Here is a 15548-nt window from a genome sequence, read left to right on the forward strand (position 1 = left end):
CCTCCGAGTTTTGCGCAAGACAAGGGCCACAACAATGAAGAACGCCATTCCAACTAAGCCGCGCCCCAAGTACATCGAGATTTCACTGAGCCAATTCACCGTGCCTCCTTAGGCCTAACGCCTGAGTTAAGCCGACCTGCGCAGTGGAGGTAACGGCGTGGCAAGCTTTTTCTGCCACGCCGTTGCTGTAACGAAGCAGGTTCGGCTTGAACGAATTGTTAGGCCTGCGTACCACGCTAGTTGCGCGTAACGTAATAGACGAGTACTGCGAGACCAACATTGAGGAAGAGGGCAAGGATGGCAATGAGCTGACTCAGGCCCGGAATACGAATGAAGCTCGCCAAGAGACCGCCACCCAGCGAAGCAAGGACAAACAGAATCCCCTGGAGGAAGCCGTTGCCATCAGCGCTACCCGCAAAGTAAGCAGCTGGAAGGATACAGAACCAGCCCGCAAATCCGCCTAGAGAGAGAAGAAGGTTTGCAGTAGGACTTACGAACGAAGAACCAATGTCACGCTGCGCGGCGCGAGAAACGAAGATGTTGGTGGCGATGATGTAGCCCATAAGGGCGGCAATGATGTAAAGCAAGAGCGTATCCCCTGTTGGCGGAAGAAATAATCTAGCAGGCCTAACGCCTGAGTTAAGCCGACTTGCGTAGCGTAGCCGACAACGTGGCAAGCTTTATCTGCCACGTTGTTGGTGTAGCGAAGCAAGTTCGGCTTGAACGAATTGTTAGGTTGCCAGCTTGGATGTTGCAACTGGCCACCACTTGCCCACAGATGCACCCACCATGGCTGTGACGGCTGAAAGAGCCAGCCCCAGCCAGTTGTAGCGGAGAATGCCAACCCAAGATGTTTGGCCTGTTGGGCCAGCCATGGCGTGCAAGAGCCCTACAGCGAGTGCCCACATAACTAGCCATACAACCGCGGTGGGTAACCAGAAGCCGCGGCGAACCACACAACTAGCTACTGAAGCGCTGACAAGCCAGACCAGCGCGGCTTGGGTGCCCATGCCTAACGCGGCGACGGCGTTGAAAGCGCCAAGCGTTGCGCTGCCGACAAAGTAAGTGGTGACGAGCACCACGACACCTACCCATGTTTTTCTGAAAGCCACCGCGTTGTCTCCCGGGCAACCTAACGCCTGAGTTAAGCCGACTTGCGTAGTGGAGCCAAAGCCATGGCAAGCTTTTTCTGCCATGACTTTGGTGTAACGAAGCAAGTTCGGCTTGAACGAATTGTTAGGCCGCGCCCCGCTTGCGGAGTTGCACGACCAAAAGGCTGATCAACATACCGAAGAATGCACCCGTGAGGCCGAAGAGTGCGATGCGTCCGAACGCAAAGTGACCGATGGCTGCACCAGCAAAGTAACCAACAAGCACGAACCCAGCATGATGCCGCTGAGTGGCGAGCTTTGCCGCGTCCTGGGCGCGTCTCCGACGAAGCTCTTCCTGTGCTTTGACGTCAGGCTCAAGCATTGCTTGAGCGATCGCATCTGCTTGTGATCTATCCATGTTCGCGATGTCCTGTCATAGCGGCCTAACGCCTGAGTTAAGCCGACCTACGTAGCGTAGCCGGCAACATGGCAAGCTCTACCTGCCGTGTTGTTGGTGTAGCGAAGTAGGTTCGGCTTGAACGAATTGTTAGGGCCCATGCTAGAACACTTGAAGGCGCTCTGGCAGATGAAGGTTGAGGAGCTGCATAAGCTGCTGTGTATGAGGGCCGATTGGCCACTCTGGCGCGTTGTCGCACCCGAACTCCCTTGTTTTCCCGGCAGACGTTAGCCACAGACGGGCGGTCGTGCCATGACCCACCAAGCCACAACCGCGAGAGAAGTCATCTACTGATGCGGCGAGAGCAATCAGTTGATCGGTCTCGCCGGACGTGAGTTGCACATCATATGTATCAGTAGTGAGGCCGCTTTTTGTGTCGGAAAAGGGTAGCGATTCTTTCTTGACGGTGAGCTTGCCGGATGGCGATAGAGAAACCGCAAAGAATGGACCCGTGACACCGCCGCCAGTCTTGATATCTAACGTTGTGTCAGGCCTGGACGGACCGGACACACACGCAACCATTGCGCAGGAGAAGACGAGCAATAAAAGCATGACTGCAGAGATGCGTGACATGGGCCCTAACGCCTGAGTTAAGCCGACCTGCGCAGTGGAGGCAACGGCGTGGCAAGCTTTTTCTGCCACGACGGTGCTGTAACGAAGCAGGTTCGGCTTGAACGAATTGTTAGCTGCCATTACGGCGTGTTTGTCCGTTTGAACTGCGGATTGAACGCGTCCCGTAGATCCGCTAGAAGCGGGCCCTCACAACTCACATTGCTGCACGCGCGAATCAGGCCGAACCCACTTGAATAAGCCCACTCCATTGGATCGCCGTCGAAGGGCGGAACGAGAATATCTAGGTCACAAGAAGCATCTGATCTTAGGCGAACGCGCATACGATCCCACTCACGATCTCGCCAGATGACACGCTTGTCATAGGAGAGCGCAACAAGTGAATCGGCGAAGCCATCCTTGCATCCGTAAGGCTCAAACAGGACTAGTTTCGACTCTGGTCGAAAGTCACCGCGAAGAACCCAAACCCAATCAAATCCCGGGCTTTCTGAGCGATTTGCGCGCTGCATGACAATCTCATAAGGCCCGCCCTCGATGCACCAGGCGTGGCGTATGAGTAGGCACTCTCGCGGAGGTGCGGCAGGAGCTGGCAAATCCGGCGTCGCGCAGCCGGCTGAGACAGGTGCGAGCAGCGTGATGAAAGCGATCCAGAGCCAGATTGGCATGTGCTTCTCTCGGAGTGGCGACATTGCTTGGTCGGCAGCTAACGCCTGAGTTAAGCCGAACTGCGTAGTGGAGCCAAAGGCGTGGCAAGCTTTTTCTGCCATGCCTTTGGTGTAACGAAGCGGTTTCGGCTTGAACGAATTGTTAGGCCGCGCCCGCCGGAAATACGCGCTCGAATTCTTGAAAGACAATTGGCATGTCTGTCGCAGGCTCATGGCCCGATCCTTCAAGCTCATGATAGTAGTAGGCCCAGTGAGCTTTACGCCACCAGTCAAGCGAACCATCTCCCTCGCCTTCGATTCTAGTGTGAAGTTCAGTGACCTTGTTGAAAGGCAGTATCTGCACGTTCGTCGTGCGAATGACGCATATAGCCTGACCATTCCAGTCCGTCACTATGTTCAGCTCGCCCGTTTTGGGTAAAGCCTCGCCACTGCTCTCAAAAGACCACAATGATGGTGAGGTCGCGCGCTTTACGCCGGACAAAGCTAGCTGGGCGCACTCATTAGCATCCGCTTCGTTTGCACAGAAATGCCAGGCCGGCGGTGCATCGGATGGGTTTTCGGGAGGGTCGGGCAGACAAGCTACGTACTCGCGCCACATGAGCTTTACGGATGGATGCATGAGGTGCCTTTAGCGGCCTAACGCCTGAGTTAAGCCGACTTGCGTAGTGGAGCCAAAGCCATGGCAAGCTTTTTCTGCCATGGCTTTGGTGTAACGAAGCAAGTTCGGCTTGAACGAATTGTTAGGCCGCAGCCAGCGCACTGATCATGACGTAGTACCCGTCATGATCACGCAGTGCGAACTCTCTGGTGCCTGTGTTTGGATTGATATTAGGCTCCTCTTCAAGCGCCGCGACAAGGCCGCGTGCGCGACCAAGCGCTTGGTCAAAGTCATCTACGCGAAAGAAGAGAAGTAGCCCATTGCCAGGCTCTGCATGATCTGGACTGGCAAGGGATGGATGCTCGTGGTCGCCCCAGCGATGAAGGCAAAGCAGGACGGTCCCATCGGTGTCGAGGATCTGTCCGAAATAGTCATGGGCAGGCTGCGTGGCAGTTTGCCCCAAAAGCGACTGATACCACGCGAAGCTGCGGATAACGTCCGTGACTCCAATGATTGTCCACAATCGCTGCATAGTTGCTCCTGCGGCCTAACGCTGGAATTAAGCCGACCCGCACCGTGCGAACCGGGAGCCGAGGCAACAACGCCTGCGACAAAGTGGAACGAAGCGAAGAAGCCACGAAGCGGGTTCGGCTTGAATGACTTGTTAGGCCGCACTTTAGCCGATGAAAGGCGAGCGCGACTAACCCCTTGCACGAAGCCGCGCTGACAACCGTACCTGCGCGCCAAGAACCTGCACCGCCGCGCCCTGTCAGTCGCCGTGAGCCAACCTGGCGAGAAGCCAGCCGCGCAGGCCGCTGCGAACTCTCACGACAACCTGCCGAAAGGCGAGGGCGTTGCAACTGCGATGCCCCAAAAGAACCGGCGGCGCGACGAGCTGCAAGCCGCTGCTGCCCGAACAAAAAAAATACTGATGCTTGTGCGGCCTAACGCTTAGTAGATCCCCAAAGTGGGGTGTTATCGGATCGTCGCCTTTAATCTGGGGCGCCGTCAATCAGGGAAATCCTACCCTATATCAGCGGCTTATCCACTTACGCCGCGGTCGCTTGGAGTGGAAGCTGGCTGGGGAAAGCGGCTTTTGTGGGGTGTCATGTCTTATCGTCCCGAAATTGCGGTGTTATCTGGCAGCGAGGCGGCGCCTGATCGTCCGCCGCGCTTGCTGGAGCAGGTGCGGGCCCGGTGCCGGTTGAAGCATTACAGCCTGCGCACCGAGCGGGTCTATCTGTACTGGATCAAGCGTTTCATCCTGGCCAATCGCAAGCGGCACCCGCGCGACATGGGGGTGGTGGAGGTGGAGGCGTTCCTGTCGTCGCTGGCGACGCACGACAACGTGGCGGCGAGCACCCAGAACCAGGCGCTGTCGGCGTTGTTGTTCCTGTATCGGCAGGTGCTCGGCATCGAGTTGCCGTGGATGGAGTCGGTGGTGCGGGCCAAGCGCCCGCAGCGGATTCCGGTGGTCCTGTCGCGCGATGAGGTGACCCGGTTGCTGGCGGTGCTCGATGGTCAGGTGTGGCTGATGGCGGCGCTGTTGTATGGCGCCGGGATGCGGTTGATGGAGTGCGTGCGGCTGCGGGTCAAGGACGTGGACTTCGGTCGCAACGAGATCTGCGTGCGCAATGGCAAGGGTGGCAAGGATCGGCGGGTGCCGTTGCCGCGCAAGTTGCGCGAGCGGTTGCGGGAGCAGGTCGAGCGGGTGCGGGTGATACACGCGCAGGACTTGTTGCAGGGTCTCGGTGTGGTCAGCTTGCCGCATGCGCTGGCGCGCAAGTATGCCAATGCCGGTCGCGAACTCGGTTGGCAATTCGTGTTTCCGTCGGTGCGCCATTCGCTGGATCCGCGCGACGGCAGCAAGCGGCGCCACCATGTCGACGAGGGCGTGCTGCAACGTGCGGTCAAGACCGCGCGGGCACGCGCCGGGATCGACAAGCCGGCGACCTGCCATACGCTGCGCCATTCGTTCGCCACCCATCTGCTGGAGGACGGCCACGACATCCGCACGGTGCAGGAGCTGCTTGGCCACAAGGACGTAGCGACCACGCAGATCTATACCCACGTGTTGGGTCGCGGAGCGGGCGGGGTGCTCAGTCCGCTGGACAGGGATTGAACAAACGGGCGGCCAGTCTTTCAGGGAGCAGCCCGTGCGTTTGCCATGCCCCGTGGCTCAGTGCAGCAACACCAGCGTCGCCAGCCCCAGGAAGCTCAGGAACCCCATCACGTCGGTGATCGTGGTCAGCAGGACCCCGCCTGCCAGCGCCGGGTCAAAGCCCATCCGCTTCAGGGTCAGCGGTACCAACACACCGCCGGCCGCGGCGGTCAGCAGGTTGATGGTCAGCGCGACGCCGATCACCAGCGACAACATCGGGTCGCGGAACCACAGCAGTACGATAACTCCCAATCCGATGCCCAGGCACAGGCCGTTGATCAGGGCGACGGCAAGTTCCTTGCGCAGCAGTTCGCCGACGTTGGAGGCGCCGATCTGGCCCAGTGCCAGTCCCCGGATCATCAGCGCAAGTACCTGGGTGCCGGCATTGCCACCCATCCCCGCCACGATCGGCATCAGGATCGCCAGCGCGACGATCTTCTCGATCGAGCCTTCGAAACGACCAATCACGCCGGCCGCCAGGAACGCCGTGCACAGGTTTACACCGAGCCAGATCAACCGGCGCCGGAACGCGCGCCGGGCCGGGCTGAACATGTCTTCGTCCTCGTCCAGGCCTGCCGCGCTCAAGGCCTGGTGTTCGGCTTGTTCGCGGATGATGTCGACCACGTCATCGACGGTGATGCGGCCCAGCAAGGTGTGGGTGTCATCGACCACCGGTGCGCTCAGCCAGTCGTGATCGGAGAACTGGCGGGCCACCTCGTTGGCCGATTCGTCCACGTCGAATGCCGGCTGTTCGTCGTCGAGCAGGCGGTTGATCGGCGTGGACGGTTCGTGGGTCAGCAATGCGGCCAGGGCGATCCGGCCGCGGTACTGATGGCGCCGACTGACCACGTAGAGGTGGTCGGTGTGCTCGGGCAGCTCGCCGCGCAGGCGCAGGAAGCGCAGCACCACGTCGACGGTGGTGTCGGCGCGGACGGTGACCACGTCGGGGTTCATCAGGCGCCCGGCGGTGCCTTCGGGGTAGGAAAGCACCTGCTCGAGGCGTTCGCGGTTTTCCCGGTCCATCGACTTGAGTACTTCATCGATGACGGTGTCTGGCAGGTCCTCGACCAGGTCGGCCAGGTCATCGATGTCGAGGTCGCCGACCGCGGCGATGATCTCGTCGGGGTCCATGTCCGCCAGCAGGCTTTCGCGCACCTCGTCGCCAACGTGGACCAGGACCTCACCGTCGTCCTCGGGATCCACCAGCCCCCAGACGATGACCCGCTTGCCCAGCGGCAGCGATTCCAGCAGGTTGCCGATCTCGGCCGGGGAAAGGGTATTGACCAGCCGTCGTACCGGGCCCAGCCGCCCGCTGTCGAGGGCGTCGGAGAGCATCCGCAATTGGTGCGAGGTCTTGTCGTGGCGGACGGCTTCGGCCATGCGTGCTCCTGGTCAGGAAGCCGCACCCGCGCCGGATGCGACCAGCTTCATGTGGTCATCGAAGGATTATCCCTGCTCCCGGGGGTTGTGCCCAGCGATATGGGTTGCTGGCGACTTCGTGGTATTGATACGCCACTATTTTCGACATGGTTTCCAGCATGCGCTACACAACGCTCCGACTCGTCTGCCACGCGACGATTGCCCTTGCCGGTTTGATGCTTGCCGCTTGCAGTGCACCCGAGGTGCCCACGCAACTGCCGTTCGCGGAGCCGGGGGTGACGTTCACGGTGACCCCTGCCGGCCCGGGTTGTGCACCGGACGGCACGTATCGCAGTGCGGTCAACTGGGATGTGCCGTTGTCGATGAGCTCGAAGATCGAGATCCAGATTGGCGCGGACGAGCGCAAGGTTTTTGCTCGCAGCGACGAGTCCATGGGGACCGAGCAGACCGACGCGTGGACCTCCGACGGCATGGTGTTCATTTTGCTCGATCGTGATACCGACATGCTGCTGGCCGCGGTCGCTGCCGGGCCGGGTCGTTGCGAGGCCGCCGGGACAACCGCTGGTCAATGACCGAGCTGGTTGTCCAGCCAACGCTCAATCTCGCCGCGGTCGCGCGCGCGCATCAATGCCGGTGCGTGGGCGCGCAGCCGGGCCAGGTCGCAGTCGCGGATGGTGCGGCGCACCTCCAGCAGGCTGGTCGGATGCATGCTGAATTGCTCCAGCCCCAGCGCCAGCAGCAGCGGGGCAAAACGGGCATCGCCGGCAACCTCACCGCATAGCGCAATCGGCACCTGGCGCCGTTTTGCCACCCGGATCACATCGCGCAAGACCCGCAGAACGGCCGGGTGCAGCAGGGTGTACAGCTCGCCCAGTGCCTCGTTGTTGCGGTCGGCGGCGAGCAGGTACTGGATCAGGTCATTGGTGCCGATGGACAGGAAGTCCGTCTCGCCAATGAAATCCGCCAGCGAGATCGCCGCCGCCGGAACCTCAATCATCGCGCCCACCGCGACATGGCCGGCCATCTCATGGCCTTCGCCGTGCAGGTCGCGAGCAATGCGCTTGATGTGCTGACGCGCCTGGCGCACTTCATCTCGGGTGGTGATCATCGGCAGCAGGATTCGCAGCGGCCCGTAGCCCGATGCACGCAGCAGGGCGCGCAACTGGGTCTCCAGCAAGTCGGCGCGCGCCAGCGACAGCCGTATCCCGCGCAGGCCCAGCGCGGGGTTTGATTCGTCGCGCAGGGCCAGGTCGGTGCGGTCCGCCTTGTCGGCGCCGACGTCGAGGGTTCGGATGGTCACCGGACGCCCGCTCATCCCGAGGATCACATCGCGATAGGCCTGGAATTGCTCATGCTCGTCCGGCAGTTCATTGCGCTGCAGGAACAGGAACTCGGTGCGATACAGGCCGATCCCGGTGGCGCCCAATGCGTGCGCCTCGGCAACGTCAGCGCGCGATTCCGCATTGGCGTACAGCTCGATTTCGGTATCGTCGCGGGTCCGGTTGGGCTCGCGACGCAGGCGATTGAGCTCGCGTCGTTCGCGCACGTAGCCGCGTTGCGCGGTGCGGTGGCGGCGCAGGTCCGCCGGTGCAGGTTCCAGGATCACCGTGCCGGTGCCGCCATCGACGATCAGCGCGTCGCCATCGTTGATTCGCTGCAGTACGCTGGCCACGCCCACCACCAGCGGCAAGTGCAGGCTGCGGGCCAGGATGGCGCTATGCGACAACGGGCTGCCACTGGCGGTCACGATCGCGACCACGCCCTGGGCCTGCAGCTGGGCCAGCTCGGCCGGGGCGACGTTGTCGCTGACCAGGATATCGCCGGCGACGCCTTTCATCCCGCTGGCGCGACGGTGCAATGCGGCGTGGACGCGGCCGATCACCTGGTCGATATCGTCCAGGCGGCTGCGGAAGTAGTCATCGTCCATGGTGTTGAACACCGCGGCGATGCGATCGCGTTGCAGGCGCAGTGCATAGTCGGCGCTGTAGCGATCGCTGCGTATCAGCTCGTCCAGCCCCTTGAGCAGTTCCGGATCGTCCAGAAGCAGGGCGTGCAGGTCCAGGAACTCGCCGACCTCGTGGGCCAGCGCCCCTTGCAACTGGTCGCGCAGTCCGTGCATGTCGTTGCGTACGCGATCGATCGCGCTGTGCAGTCGTTCCAGCTCGGCGTCAACGGCATCGGGCGCGATGCGCTCCTCGATCACGTCCAGCACATGCGGCAGGCGCACGCGGGCACGGCCCAGTGCGTTGCCGCGTGAGGCCGGTTGTCCGCGAAGCTCCTGTCGTATCCGCTTGATCCTATTGGTCCTCGTCAAAGCGACGCTCGAACAACGCGCTGACTGCCTCCGCGACGGCCGATTCATCGTCGCCATCGACCCGCAACCGGACCTGGGTGCCTTGACCGGCGGCCAGCAACATCACCCCCATGATGCTCTTGGCGTTGACCTCGCGACCCTTGGCAACCAGCGTCGCGCTGCACTGGTAACCCGATAGCAGCTGCACCAGTTTGGCGGTGGCGCGGGCATGCAGGCCCAAACGGTTGGAGACGGTCAATTCGCGTTCGATCATGGCAAGGGTCCAGAAGCGGTAGTCACGGGGCTGTAGTCAACAGTGAGGGGCATTGCATCGGTGCCAGCGCCATGATCAGCTGTCATCCAGCCGTACACCGTTGCGCGCGCCCGCCCCAGCCACGGCCGGCAACTGGTCCAGGTCCAGCTCGGCGTAGTTCATCACCCGCAACAACATCGGCAAGCTCAACGCCGACACCCGCCGGACCGGAGTGCCCAGCGTGGCCAGTCGGGCGGCCAGGTTGCTGGGCGTGGATCCGTACAGGTCCGTCAGCACCAGCACGCCGTCGCCGTCATCCACCCGGCGCATGGCGGCGCTGGCGCCGGGCAGGAGCTGGTCGGGGTCGCCGTCAAACGGGACTTCCAGCGCCTCCGCGCGCAGTGGCAGCGGACTCAGCAGGCGTGAGGCGACGGCCAGCACGGCGCTACCGATGCCTTCGTGGGTAATGAGGAGTATGCCGACGGCCATGGCTCAGTCGATCTCGCGATGGTGGACCGCGACCTCGTCCCATCCCTGCTCACGTGCGTGTCGGGCCAGGCGTTCGGCCAGATAGACCGAGCGGTGGCGCCCGCCGGTACAGCCGAACGCCACGGTGATGTAGCTGCGGCTGGTGTCTTCGTGCAGTCGCGGCAACCAGGTATCCAGGAAACCACTGACTTGCTCCACGAACTGGTTGACCAGTGGCTGGGAGGCGAAATAATCGCCAACTGCGCCATCGCGTCCCGACAACGGCCGCAGGATCGGGTCCCAGTGCGGGTTGGGCAGGCAACGGGCGTCGAACACGAAATCCGCGTCCTTCGGCACGCCATGGCGGTAGGCGAACGATTCGAACAACAGTGACACCGCGCTGTCGTTGCCCAGGGCGAACTCGGTGATGACGTGGCGCCGCAACTGGTGGACATTCAGGTCGCTGGTATCGAGGTCGACGTCGGCCAGCTGTCGCAGCGGCCGCAGTACCTGGCGCTCCAGCGCAATCGCATCGGGAAGCGACAGGCCCAGATGGCTCAGTGGATGGCGTCGACGGGTATCGGCGTAGCGCTTGAGCAGGATATCGTCGCGGCACTCGAAGAACATCAACCGCGGGTCCAGTCCGAGCTTTCCAACCTCCGACAGCCAGGCCGGGATGTTGCTCAGGTCGCTGTGGCTGTTGCGTACATCGATGCCGACCGCAAGCTTGGCCGTGGTCGAGCCGCCGGTGGCGCTGCGCACGAACGCGGGCAGCAACTCGGCCGGCAGGTTGTCCACGCAGTAGTAGCCCAGGTCCTCGAACGTCTTCAACGCCACCGACTTGCCGGAACCCGACATGCCGCTGACGATGACCAGCGCGTCGGTGCCCGCACGGGTGTCCGCGGATCTGGTGCGGGTCGGCTCCGGCGGGGACGGCGAGGAAGGGGGCAGGGTGTTGGCCATCAGCTGGTGCCACGTTCGAGGAAGTTGTTGTGCCGGGCGATGAACGCCGCCGCCGGGTCCATGCCTTTCATACGCAAGCTGTGCAGACGGGTCGCGGCCTCGGCCAGCACCGCCAGGTTGCGCCCCGGCATCACCGGCAGCGAGCTCATCGGCACGTCCAGGTCGTGCACCCGGCGGGTCTGGTTATCGCCGGTCAACCGTGCCATGCCATCGAGCTCGCTGGTCTCGCTGGGACGGGTGAGATGGATGATCAGGCGCAGGTATTTATTGGTCTTGACGGCGGTGTCGCCAAACATCTGGCGGATGTTCAGCACCCCCAGGCCGCGGACTTCCAACAGGTCCTGGAGCAACTCGGGACAGGTACCGTCAAGCACGTCCGGCGCGATCTGGGTGAACTCCGGTGCATCGTCGGCAACCAGTCGGTGACCGCGGCTTACCAGCTCCAGCGCCAGCTCGCTTTTGCCGGCACCGGAATCGCCGGTAATCAGGACGCCGATCGAGTAGATCTCCATGAATACCCCGTGCAGGGTGATTCGTGGCGCCAGGGCGCGAGCCAGATGGTATTGCAGGTGATTGAGCAACTCGTGCCCGCGTGCGGCCGAGCCCCACAGCGGGGTCAGCGACTCCTCGGCCGCTTCGATCAGGTCGGTAGGACAGTCCTGGCCCTTGGTGATGACCAGCGCCAGCGGCCGGAACTGGATGATCTTCTCGATCGTCTCCCAGCGGTGGCGCGAGTCCAGCGAATCCAGCCAGGTCAGTTCCTCGGTGCCCAGTATCTGCACTTTGTTGGGATAGATCGCGTTCAGGTAACCGGCCAGCGACGGTCGCCGGGCCACGGTTTCCACCGCTTCCAGCATGCGATCGCCGCCCGCCTGACCGGCAAACCAACGCAGCTTGAGGCGGTCGCGCTGCTGGTCGAACAGCTCGTTGGCACTGATGCGCGCGCTCGGTATCGGCATCACGCCACCTGGTGGTGTGCGAGCGGTTGTAACAGGCGGCGGCGCAGTTCATCGACGTTGCCGGCCTGGCGCAGACGGGCGCAAAAACCGGTAACGGAGAATTGTTCGGCCAGCTCGGCCAACTGTTCCAGGTGCTCATGCACGAAGTGCTCGGGCACCACCATTGCCAGCACCAGGTCGACCGGCTGGCCGTCGATGGCGCCAAAGTCGACCGGTTCAAGCAGGTGCAGGAATGCCCCGCGGGCGTGCCCGATCAAGCCGGTCCGGCCGTGTGGAATCGCCACGCCATGGCCGATCGCGGTACTGGCCAGGCGCTCACGTGAGCGTAGGCTGTCGCGGACCGACGGGTAGTCGTCCCGGGTCGCCAGCATCCGCGCGGCGGTGTCGATCACCGTCGCGCGGGTGTGGGGTCCGGTGACGATCGCGATGCGGTCGCTGTGGAGCAGTTGGTGCAGGGGCATTGGGACTAGCCGGGTTCGGTGATGCGCGCCAGGCTCTCGGCACGGCGATGCTGGTCGACCTGTTTGTCTTTGTGCTTGATCAGCAGCCGGTCCAGCTTGTCGGTCAGCAGGTCGACGGCCGCGTACATGTCAGGCGCTGCCGCGACGGCATGAAAGGTCCTCCCGGCGCAGGTGATGGTGGCCTCGGCACGTTGGTCGGGCTTGTCCAGGCCCAGCTGGACCCGCACTTCGAATGGCTGCTCAAAGTGGCGCTGCAGGCGCGCGAGCTTGGTTTCGACGTGATCCTGGAGGGCGGCGGTGATGTCGATCTGCTGGCCGTAGACTTCGATACGCATGGGAGGACTCCTCTAACGTCGCGACGGGAGTTCAGCATAGCCCAGCCAGACGCCGGTTGGCGGTCCAAGTCAGGCGATTCGCACCCGATCCTTGGACGGGTAAATCCCCATGGCTTCGCGGTACTTGGCCACGGTGCGACGGGCGACCGGAATGCCTGTCTGCTTCAGGACATCGGCCAGTCGCGCATCGGATAGGGGCTTGCGTGGATTCTCGGCGTCGACCAGCTCGCGGATCATTGACTGGATGGCGGTGCTCGACGCTTCGCCGCCGCCGCCGGTATCAATGCCGGAGGCGAAGAAGTTACGCAGCGGTATGGTGCCGCGCGGGGTGCGGGCGTATTTGCGGGAGACAGCGCGCGAGACGGTGGATTCATGCATGCCGATCTCGGCAGCGACTTCGCGCAAGGTCAATGGCCGCAGCGCGCTGTCACCGAACTCCAGGAACCCCGCCTGTTGGCTGATCAGGCAGCGGGCCACCTTGAGCATGGTTTCACCGCGCGCCTCCAGACTCTTGAGCAGCCAGCGAGCCTCCTGCAGGTGGCCCTTGAGGTAACTGGCGTCGGCGCTGCTGGCTTTGCCGATCATGCCTTCATACCCGCGGTGGATGCTGACCCGTGGACGCATGCTTTCCGATAGCGCAACGTGCCACAGGCCATGCTGGCGCCAGATCACCACGTCCGGGGAGACGTAGGTGTCATGGGCAATGGCGCCGATGCTGGCGCCGGGACGCGGATCCAGCGAGCGCAGCAGTTGCACCGCGATCTCGACCTGTTCGACCGCCAGCTTCATCTGCGCGGCGAGCCCTGCGATACCGATGCGCGGCAAGCGCTCCAGCGGACCATCGGTCAGTTGCAGTGCCAATGCCTTGCCCGGAGTGTCCCCGCACAGCGGCTCCAGTTGCAGGCGCAGGCACTCGCCCAGGTTGCGTGCACCGACCCCGACCGGGTCGAACCGCTGGATCTGGCACAACGCGGTGCAGATCTCCCCGTCGTCCACCTGCAGTTCCGGGGCGAGCGCGGTGGCGATGGATTCCAGTGATTCGCGGAAGTAGCCGTCATCGTCGATCGCCTCGATCAACCTCACCGCGATGTGGCGGTCGCGTGGCGACAACGGACTGAGATGCAATTGCCACAGCAGGTGGTCTTGCAGGCTGTCGGGCTCGGCCACCTGGTCACTGGCTGAATCGTCATCGTCTGGGTCGCGTGGACCGGAGCGTTGGTGCCAGGCCTCGCCATCGCCGCCGCTCCATTCCGCTTCCGTGGGTGCGGGGGTATCGCGGCCGATGGATTCCTGCTCGCCGGCAGCGGCGGGCGAGTCCCCCGGGCCGTCCGCAACCATGGTCTCGGCCCAGTCCAGCAGCGGATTGCTTTCGACCGCGGTGACCAGCTCGGCTTCAAGTTCGACTGCCGACAGTTGCAACAGCCGAATCGCCTGCTGCAACTGCGGCGTCATCACCAGGTGTTGGCCGAGCGAGATTTGTAGTTGGGGCTTCATGATCAAAAGGCAACGCGACCCGATGGTGGAGACGGCCGCTACACATGCATCATGCCCGGTATGGACTGCACCGGGTACAAGCCTTCCGGCTACAGGCGGAAGGCTTCGCCCAGATAGACGCGACGGACGTCGGGATTGGCCAGCAGCGCGTCCGGAGCCCCCTGCGCGAGCACGCCACCATCGTTGAGGATATACGCCCGATCACAAATCCCCAAGGTCTCGCGCACGTTGTGGTCGGTGATCAACACGCCGATGCCCCGGTTCTTGAGGTGGCGCACGATCCGTTGGATCTCACCGACCGAGATCGGGTCGACGCCGGCGAACGGTTCGTCCAGCAACATCAAACGCGGCTTGCCCGCCAGGGCGCGGGCGATCTCCACCCGGCGACGTTCGCCTCCCGACAGGCTTGCCCCCAGTTGGTCGGCGACGTGGCTGACCTGCAGCTCGTCCATCAGCGAGGCCAGTTCGCGCTCGCGCCCGGCCTTGTCGAGATCTTTGCGCAGCTCCAGCACCACGCGCAGGTTGTCGGCCACGGTCAGCTTGCGGAATACCGATGGTTCTTGCGGCAGGTAGCCCACACCGTATTTGGCGCGCGCATACATAGGCTCGCCGGTGATGTCCTTGCCATCGAGCAGGATCTGGCCGGCATCGGCCGGAACCAGCCCGACGATCATGTAGAAACAGGTGGTCTTGCCCGCGCCGTTGGGACCGAGCAGGCCGACCACTTCGCCGGCATCCAGGGTCAGGCCGAAATCGCGCACGACCTCGCGCGAACGATAGGACTTGCGCAGCCCCTTGGCGACCAGCATCAGCCGCCCTCCACCGGGCTGTCAGCGTCGCTGCCGTCGCTCTCGTCCGGCTGGGCCTGCGCCGGCTTTGCGCCGGAGTCCGCCGCGGGCGGCTTGCTGCCGGTGGTCTTGGGCATGATCCGCATCTTCACCCGACCATTGCCTTCACCGCCGCTGGTGACCTGGCCGCTGGTCATGTTGTACACCACGCGCTCGCCGCTCAGCGTGCCGCGTGGCTGCTTGATGTTGACCTTGCCGGTGAACACCACGGTATCGGTGGTGACGTTGTAGTCGATCTTGCTGGCGACGGCGGACATGCGGGTGCCGTCGTCCATCTGCTGCTGGAGGGTCGCGGGCGAGCCGGTCAGCACCACGCGCTCGATTTCGCCGTTGCTGGTCTGTATTTCCGCTCGCGCCGCTTCGGCGTGCAGGCTGCCCTGATCGATGGTGACGTTGCCGGACATGACCGTGGGAATACTGTCGTCCAGGCTGCCCACCGTGCGACCGGCATTGATATCCATCGGCTGGTTGCGGTCGGACTGGCGCGCGAAGGCCGACGAGCTGCAAGCGACCAGCACTGCCAGCAGTAGCCAGCGGACGGATGACATCGAA

20 protein-coding genes are annotated in these 15548 nt (G+C 63.1%); 2 read left to right on the forward strand and 18 right to left on the reverse strand.

What is annotated here, in order from left to right; genetic code table 11:
- Positions 1 to 236: 236 nt before the first annotated feature.
- From ACW7G6_RS00005 to ACW7G6_RS00035, 7 genes are all read right to left on the reverse strand, one after another.
- The gene (locus tag ACW7G6_RS00005; protein WP_456997281.1) at positions 237 to 587 is read right to left on the reverse strand and encodes a hypothetical protein; all 351 of its coding nucleotides are present in this window, start codon (positions 585 to 587) and stop codon (positions 237 to 239) included.
- Between the two features lie 144 nt (positions 588 to 731).
- A complete protein-coding gene (locus ACW7G6_RS00010; protein ID WP_456997282.1) occupies positions 732 to 1217 on the reverse strand; it encodes a hypothetical protein in 486 nt (161 codons plus the stop codon).
- A 19-nt stretch (positions 1218 to 1236) separates the two neighbouring features.
- Positions 1237 to 1509, reverse strand: coding sequence for a hypothetical protein (locus ACW7G6_RS00015; protein ID WP_456997283.1), 273 nt, complete (start codon positions 1507 to 1509; stop codon positions 1237 to 1239).
- 141 nt (positions 1510 to 1650) lie between these two features.
- On the reverse strand, positions 1651 to 2241 hold the full coding sequence (locus tag ACW7G6_RS00020) for a hypothetical protein (protein WP_456997284.1): 591 nt from the start codon (positions 2239 to 2241) through the stop codon (positions 1651 to 1653).
- Positions 2241 to 2996: a hypothetical protein gene (locus ACW7G6_RS00025; protein WP_456997285.1), complete on the reverse strand. Its 756-nt coding sequence runs from the start codon at positions 2994 to 2996 to the stop codon at positions 2241 to 2243. The genes ACW7G6_RS00020 and ACW7G6_RS00025 overlap by 1 nt, the downstream gene beginning before the upstream one ends.
- Complete coding sequence (locus ACW7G6_RS00030; protein ID WP_456997286.1) at positions 2926 to 3402, reverse strand: ASCH domain-containing protein; 477 nt, start codon at positions 3400 to 3402, stop codon at positions 2926 to 2928. Before ACW7G6_RS00030 ends, ACW7G6_RS00025 begins: the two co-directional genes overlap by 71 nt.
- 121 nt (positions 3403 to 3523) lie before the next feature.
- Positions 3524 to 3913, reverse strand: coding sequence for a VOC family protein (locus tag ACW7G6_RS00035; protein WP_456997287.1), 390 nt, complete (start codon positions 3911 to 3913; stop codon positions 3524 to 3526).
- A 576-nt stretch (positions 3914 to 4489) separates the two neighbouring features.
- Between ACW7G6_RS00035 and ACW7G6_RS00040 the strand changes: the two genes are divergently transcribed.
- Positions 4490 to 5503, forward strand: a complete 1014-nt coding sequence (locus ACW7G6_RS00040; RefSeq protein ID WP_456997288.1) for an integron integrase — start codon at positions 4490 to 4492, stop codon at positions 5501 to 5503.
- Positions 5504 to 5560: 57 nt separating this feature from the next.
- Here the strand turns inward: ACW7G6_RS00040 and mgtE are convergent, their stop codons facing one another.
- Positions 5561 to 6922 (reverse strand): magnesium transporter, encoded by a 1362-nt coding sequence (gene mgtE / locus ACW7G6_RS00045; RefSeq protein WP_456978863.1) that lies wholly within the window; start codon positions 6920 to 6922, stop codon positions 5561 to 5563.
- A gap of 158 nt (positions 6923 to 7080) precedes the next feature.
- Between mgtE and ACW7G6_RS00050 the strand changes: the two genes are divergently transcribed.
- Positions 7081 to 7494 (forward strand): hypothetical protein, encoded by a 414-nt coding sequence (locus ACW7G6_RS00050; RefSeq protein ID WP_456997289.1) that lies wholly within the window; start codon positions 7081 to 7083, stop codon positions 7492 to 7494.
- On the opposite strand, the gene ptsP is transcribed toward ACW7G6_RS00050, so the two are convergent.
- The 10 genes from ptsP to lptA form a co-directional block, all read right to left on the reverse strand.
- Positions 7488 to 9209 (reverse strand): phosphoenolpyruvate--protein phosphotransferase, encoded by a 1722-nt coding sequence (gene ptsP / locus ACW7G6_RS00055; RefSeq protein WP_456997692.1) that lies wholly within the window; start codon positions 9207 to 9209, stop codon positions 7488 to 7490. The genes ACW7G6_RS00050 and ptsP overlap by 7 nt on opposite strands.
- 10 nt (positions 9210 to 9219) lie before the next feature.
- The gene (locus ACW7G6_RS00060; protein ID WP_456997290.1) at positions 9220 to 9489 is read right to left on the reverse strand and encodes an HPr family phosphocarrier protein; all 270 of its coding nucleotides are present in this window, start codon (positions 9487 to 9489) and stop codon (positions 9220 to 9222) included.
- Positions 9490 to 9564: 75 nt separating this feature from the next.
- Positions 9565 to 9957, reverse strand: coding sequence for a PTS sugar transporter subunit IIA (locus ACW7G6_RS00065; RefSeq protein ID WP_456978866.1), 393 nt, complete (start codon positions 9955 to 9957; stop codon positions 9565 to 9567).
- A 3-nt stretch (positions 9958 to 9960) separates the two neighbouring features.
- The gene (gene rapZ, locus ACW7G6_RS00070; protein WP_456978867.1) at positions 9961 to 10899 is read right to left on the reverse strand and encodes an RNase adapter RapZ; all 939 of its coding nucleotides are present in this window, start codon (positions 10897 to 10899) and stop codon (positions 9961 to 9963) included.
- Positions 10899 to 11858: an HPr(Ser) kinase/phosphatase gene (gene hprK, locus ACW7G6_RS00075; protein ID WP_456978868.1), complete on the reverse strand. Its 960-nt coding sequence runs from the start codon at positions 11856 to 11858 to the stop codon at positions 10899 to 10901. The genes rapZ and hprK overlap by 1 nt, the downstream gene beginning before the upstream one ends.
- Complete coding sequence (locus ACW7G6_RS00080; protein ID WP_456978869.1) at positions 11858 to 12319, reverse strand: PTS sugar transporter subunit IIA; 462 nt, start codon at positions 12317 to 12319, stop codon at positions 11858 to 11860. The genes hprK and ACW7G6_RS00080 overlap by 1 nt, the downstream gene beginning before the upstream one ends.
- Positions 12320 to 12324: 5 nt before the next feature.
- Positions 12325 to 12654: a ribosome hibernation-promoting factor, HPF/YfiA family gene (hpf, locus tag ACW7G6_RS00085; protein WP_456978870.1), complete on the reverse strand. Its 330-nt coding sequence runs from the start codon at positions 12652 to 12654 to the stop codon at positions 12325 to 12327.
- A 69-nt stretch (positions 12655 to 12723) separates the two neighbouring features.
- Positions 12724 to 14148 carry an RNA polymerase factor sigma-54 gene (locus ACW7G6_RS00090; protein WP_456997291.1) on the reverse strand — a complete coding sequence of 475 codons (1425 nt, stop codon included), beginning with the start codon at positions 14146 to 14148 and terminating at the stop codon, positions 12724 to 12726.
- A gap of 89 nt (positions 14149 to 14237) precedes the next feature.
- Positions 14238 to 14957: an LPS export ABC transporter ATP-binding protein gene (gene lptB / locus ACW7G6_RS00095; protein ID WP_456978872.1), complete on the reverse strand. Its 720-nt coding sequence runs from the start codon at positions 14955 to 14957 to the stop codon at positions 14238 to 14240.
- Positions 14957 to 15544 (reverse strand): lipopolysaccharide transport periplasmic protein LptA, encoded by a 588-nt coding sequence (gene lptA / locus ACW7G6_RS00100; RefSeq protein ID WP_456997292.1) that lies wholly within the window; start codon positions 15542 to 15544, stop codon positions 14957 to 14959. The genes lptB and lptA overlap by 1 nt, the downstream gene beginning before the upstream one ends.
- Between the last annotated feature and the right edge of the window lie 4 nt (positions 15545 to 15548).

The organism is Lysobacter sp. A421 (assembly GCF_054052145.1).

Excerpts from the sequence above, each read along its gene's own strand:
- ACW7G6_RS00035 (WP_456997287.1), bottom strand. The coding sequence starts at position 3,913 with ATGCAGCGATTGTGGACAATCATTGGAGTCACGGACGTTATCCGCAGC.
- ACW7G6_RS00020 (WP_456997284.1), bottom strand. The coding sequence starts at position 2,241 with ATGGCAGCTAACAATTCGTTCAAGCCGAACCTGCTTCGTTACAGCACC.
- lptB (WP_456978872.1), bottom strand. The coding sequence starts at position 14,957 with ATGCTGGTCGCCAAGGGGCTGCGCAAGTCCTATCGTTCGCGCGAGGTC.
- ACW7G6_RS00060 (WP_456997290.1), bottom strand. The coding sequence starts at position 9,489 with ATGATCGAACGCGAATTGACCGTCTCCAACCGTTTGGGCCTGCATGCC.
- ACW7G6_RS00025 (WP_456997285.1), bottom strand. The coding sequence starts at position 2,996 with ATGAGCCTGCGACAGACATGCCAATTGTCTTTCAAGAATTCGAGCGCG.
- ACW7G6_RS00030 (WP_456997286.1), bottom strand. The coding sequence starts at position 3,402 with ATGCATCCATCCGTAAAGCTCATGTGGCGCGAGTACGTAGCTTGTCTG.
- mgtE (WP_456978863.1), bottom strand. The coding sequence starts at position 6,922 with ATGGCCGAAGCCGTCCGCCACGACAAGACCTCGCACCAATTGCGGATG.
- hpf (WP_456978870.1), bottom strand. The coding sequence starts at position 12,654 with ATGCGTATCGAAGTCTACGGCCAGCAGATCGACATCACCGCCGCCCTC.
- lptA (WP_456997292.1), bottom strand. The coding sequence starts at position 15,544 with ATGTCATCCGTCCGCTGGCTACTGCTGGCAGTGCTGGTCGCTTGCAGC.
- ACW7G6_RS00050 (WP_456997289.1), top strand. The coding sequence starts at position 7,081 with ATGCGCTACACAACGCTCCGACTCGTCTGCCACGCGACGATTGCCCTT.
- ACW7G6_RS00090 (WP_456997291.1), bottom strand. The coding sequence starts at position 14,148 with ATGAAGCCCCAACTACAAATCTCGCTCGGCCAACACCTGGTGATGACG.
- hprK (WP_456978868.1), bottom strand. The coding sequence starts at position 11,858 with ATGCCGATACCGAGCGCGCGCATCAGTGCCAACGAGCTGTTCGACCAG.
- rapZ (WP_456978867.1), bottom strand. The coding sequence starts at position 10,899 with ATGGCCAACACCCTGCCCCCTTCCTCGCCGTCCCCGCCGGAGCCGACC.
- ACW7G6_RS00065 (WP_456978866.1), bottom strand. The coding sequence starts at position 9,957 with ATGGCCGTCGGCATACTCCTCATTACCCACGAAGGCATCGGTAGCGCC.
- ACW7G6_RS00015 (WP_456997283.1), bottom strand. The coding sequence starts at position 1,509 with ATGGATAGATCACAAGCAGATGCGATCGCTCAAGCAATGCTTGAGCCT.
- ACW7G6_RS00040 (WP_456997288.1), top strand. The coding sequence starts at position 4,490 with ATGTCTTATCGTCCCGAAATTGCGGTGTTATCTGGCAGCGAGGCGGCG.
- ACW7G6_RS00080 (WP_456978869.1), bottom strand. The coding sequence starts at position 12,319 with ATGCCCCTGCACCAACTGCTCCACAGCGACCGCATCGCGATCGTCACC.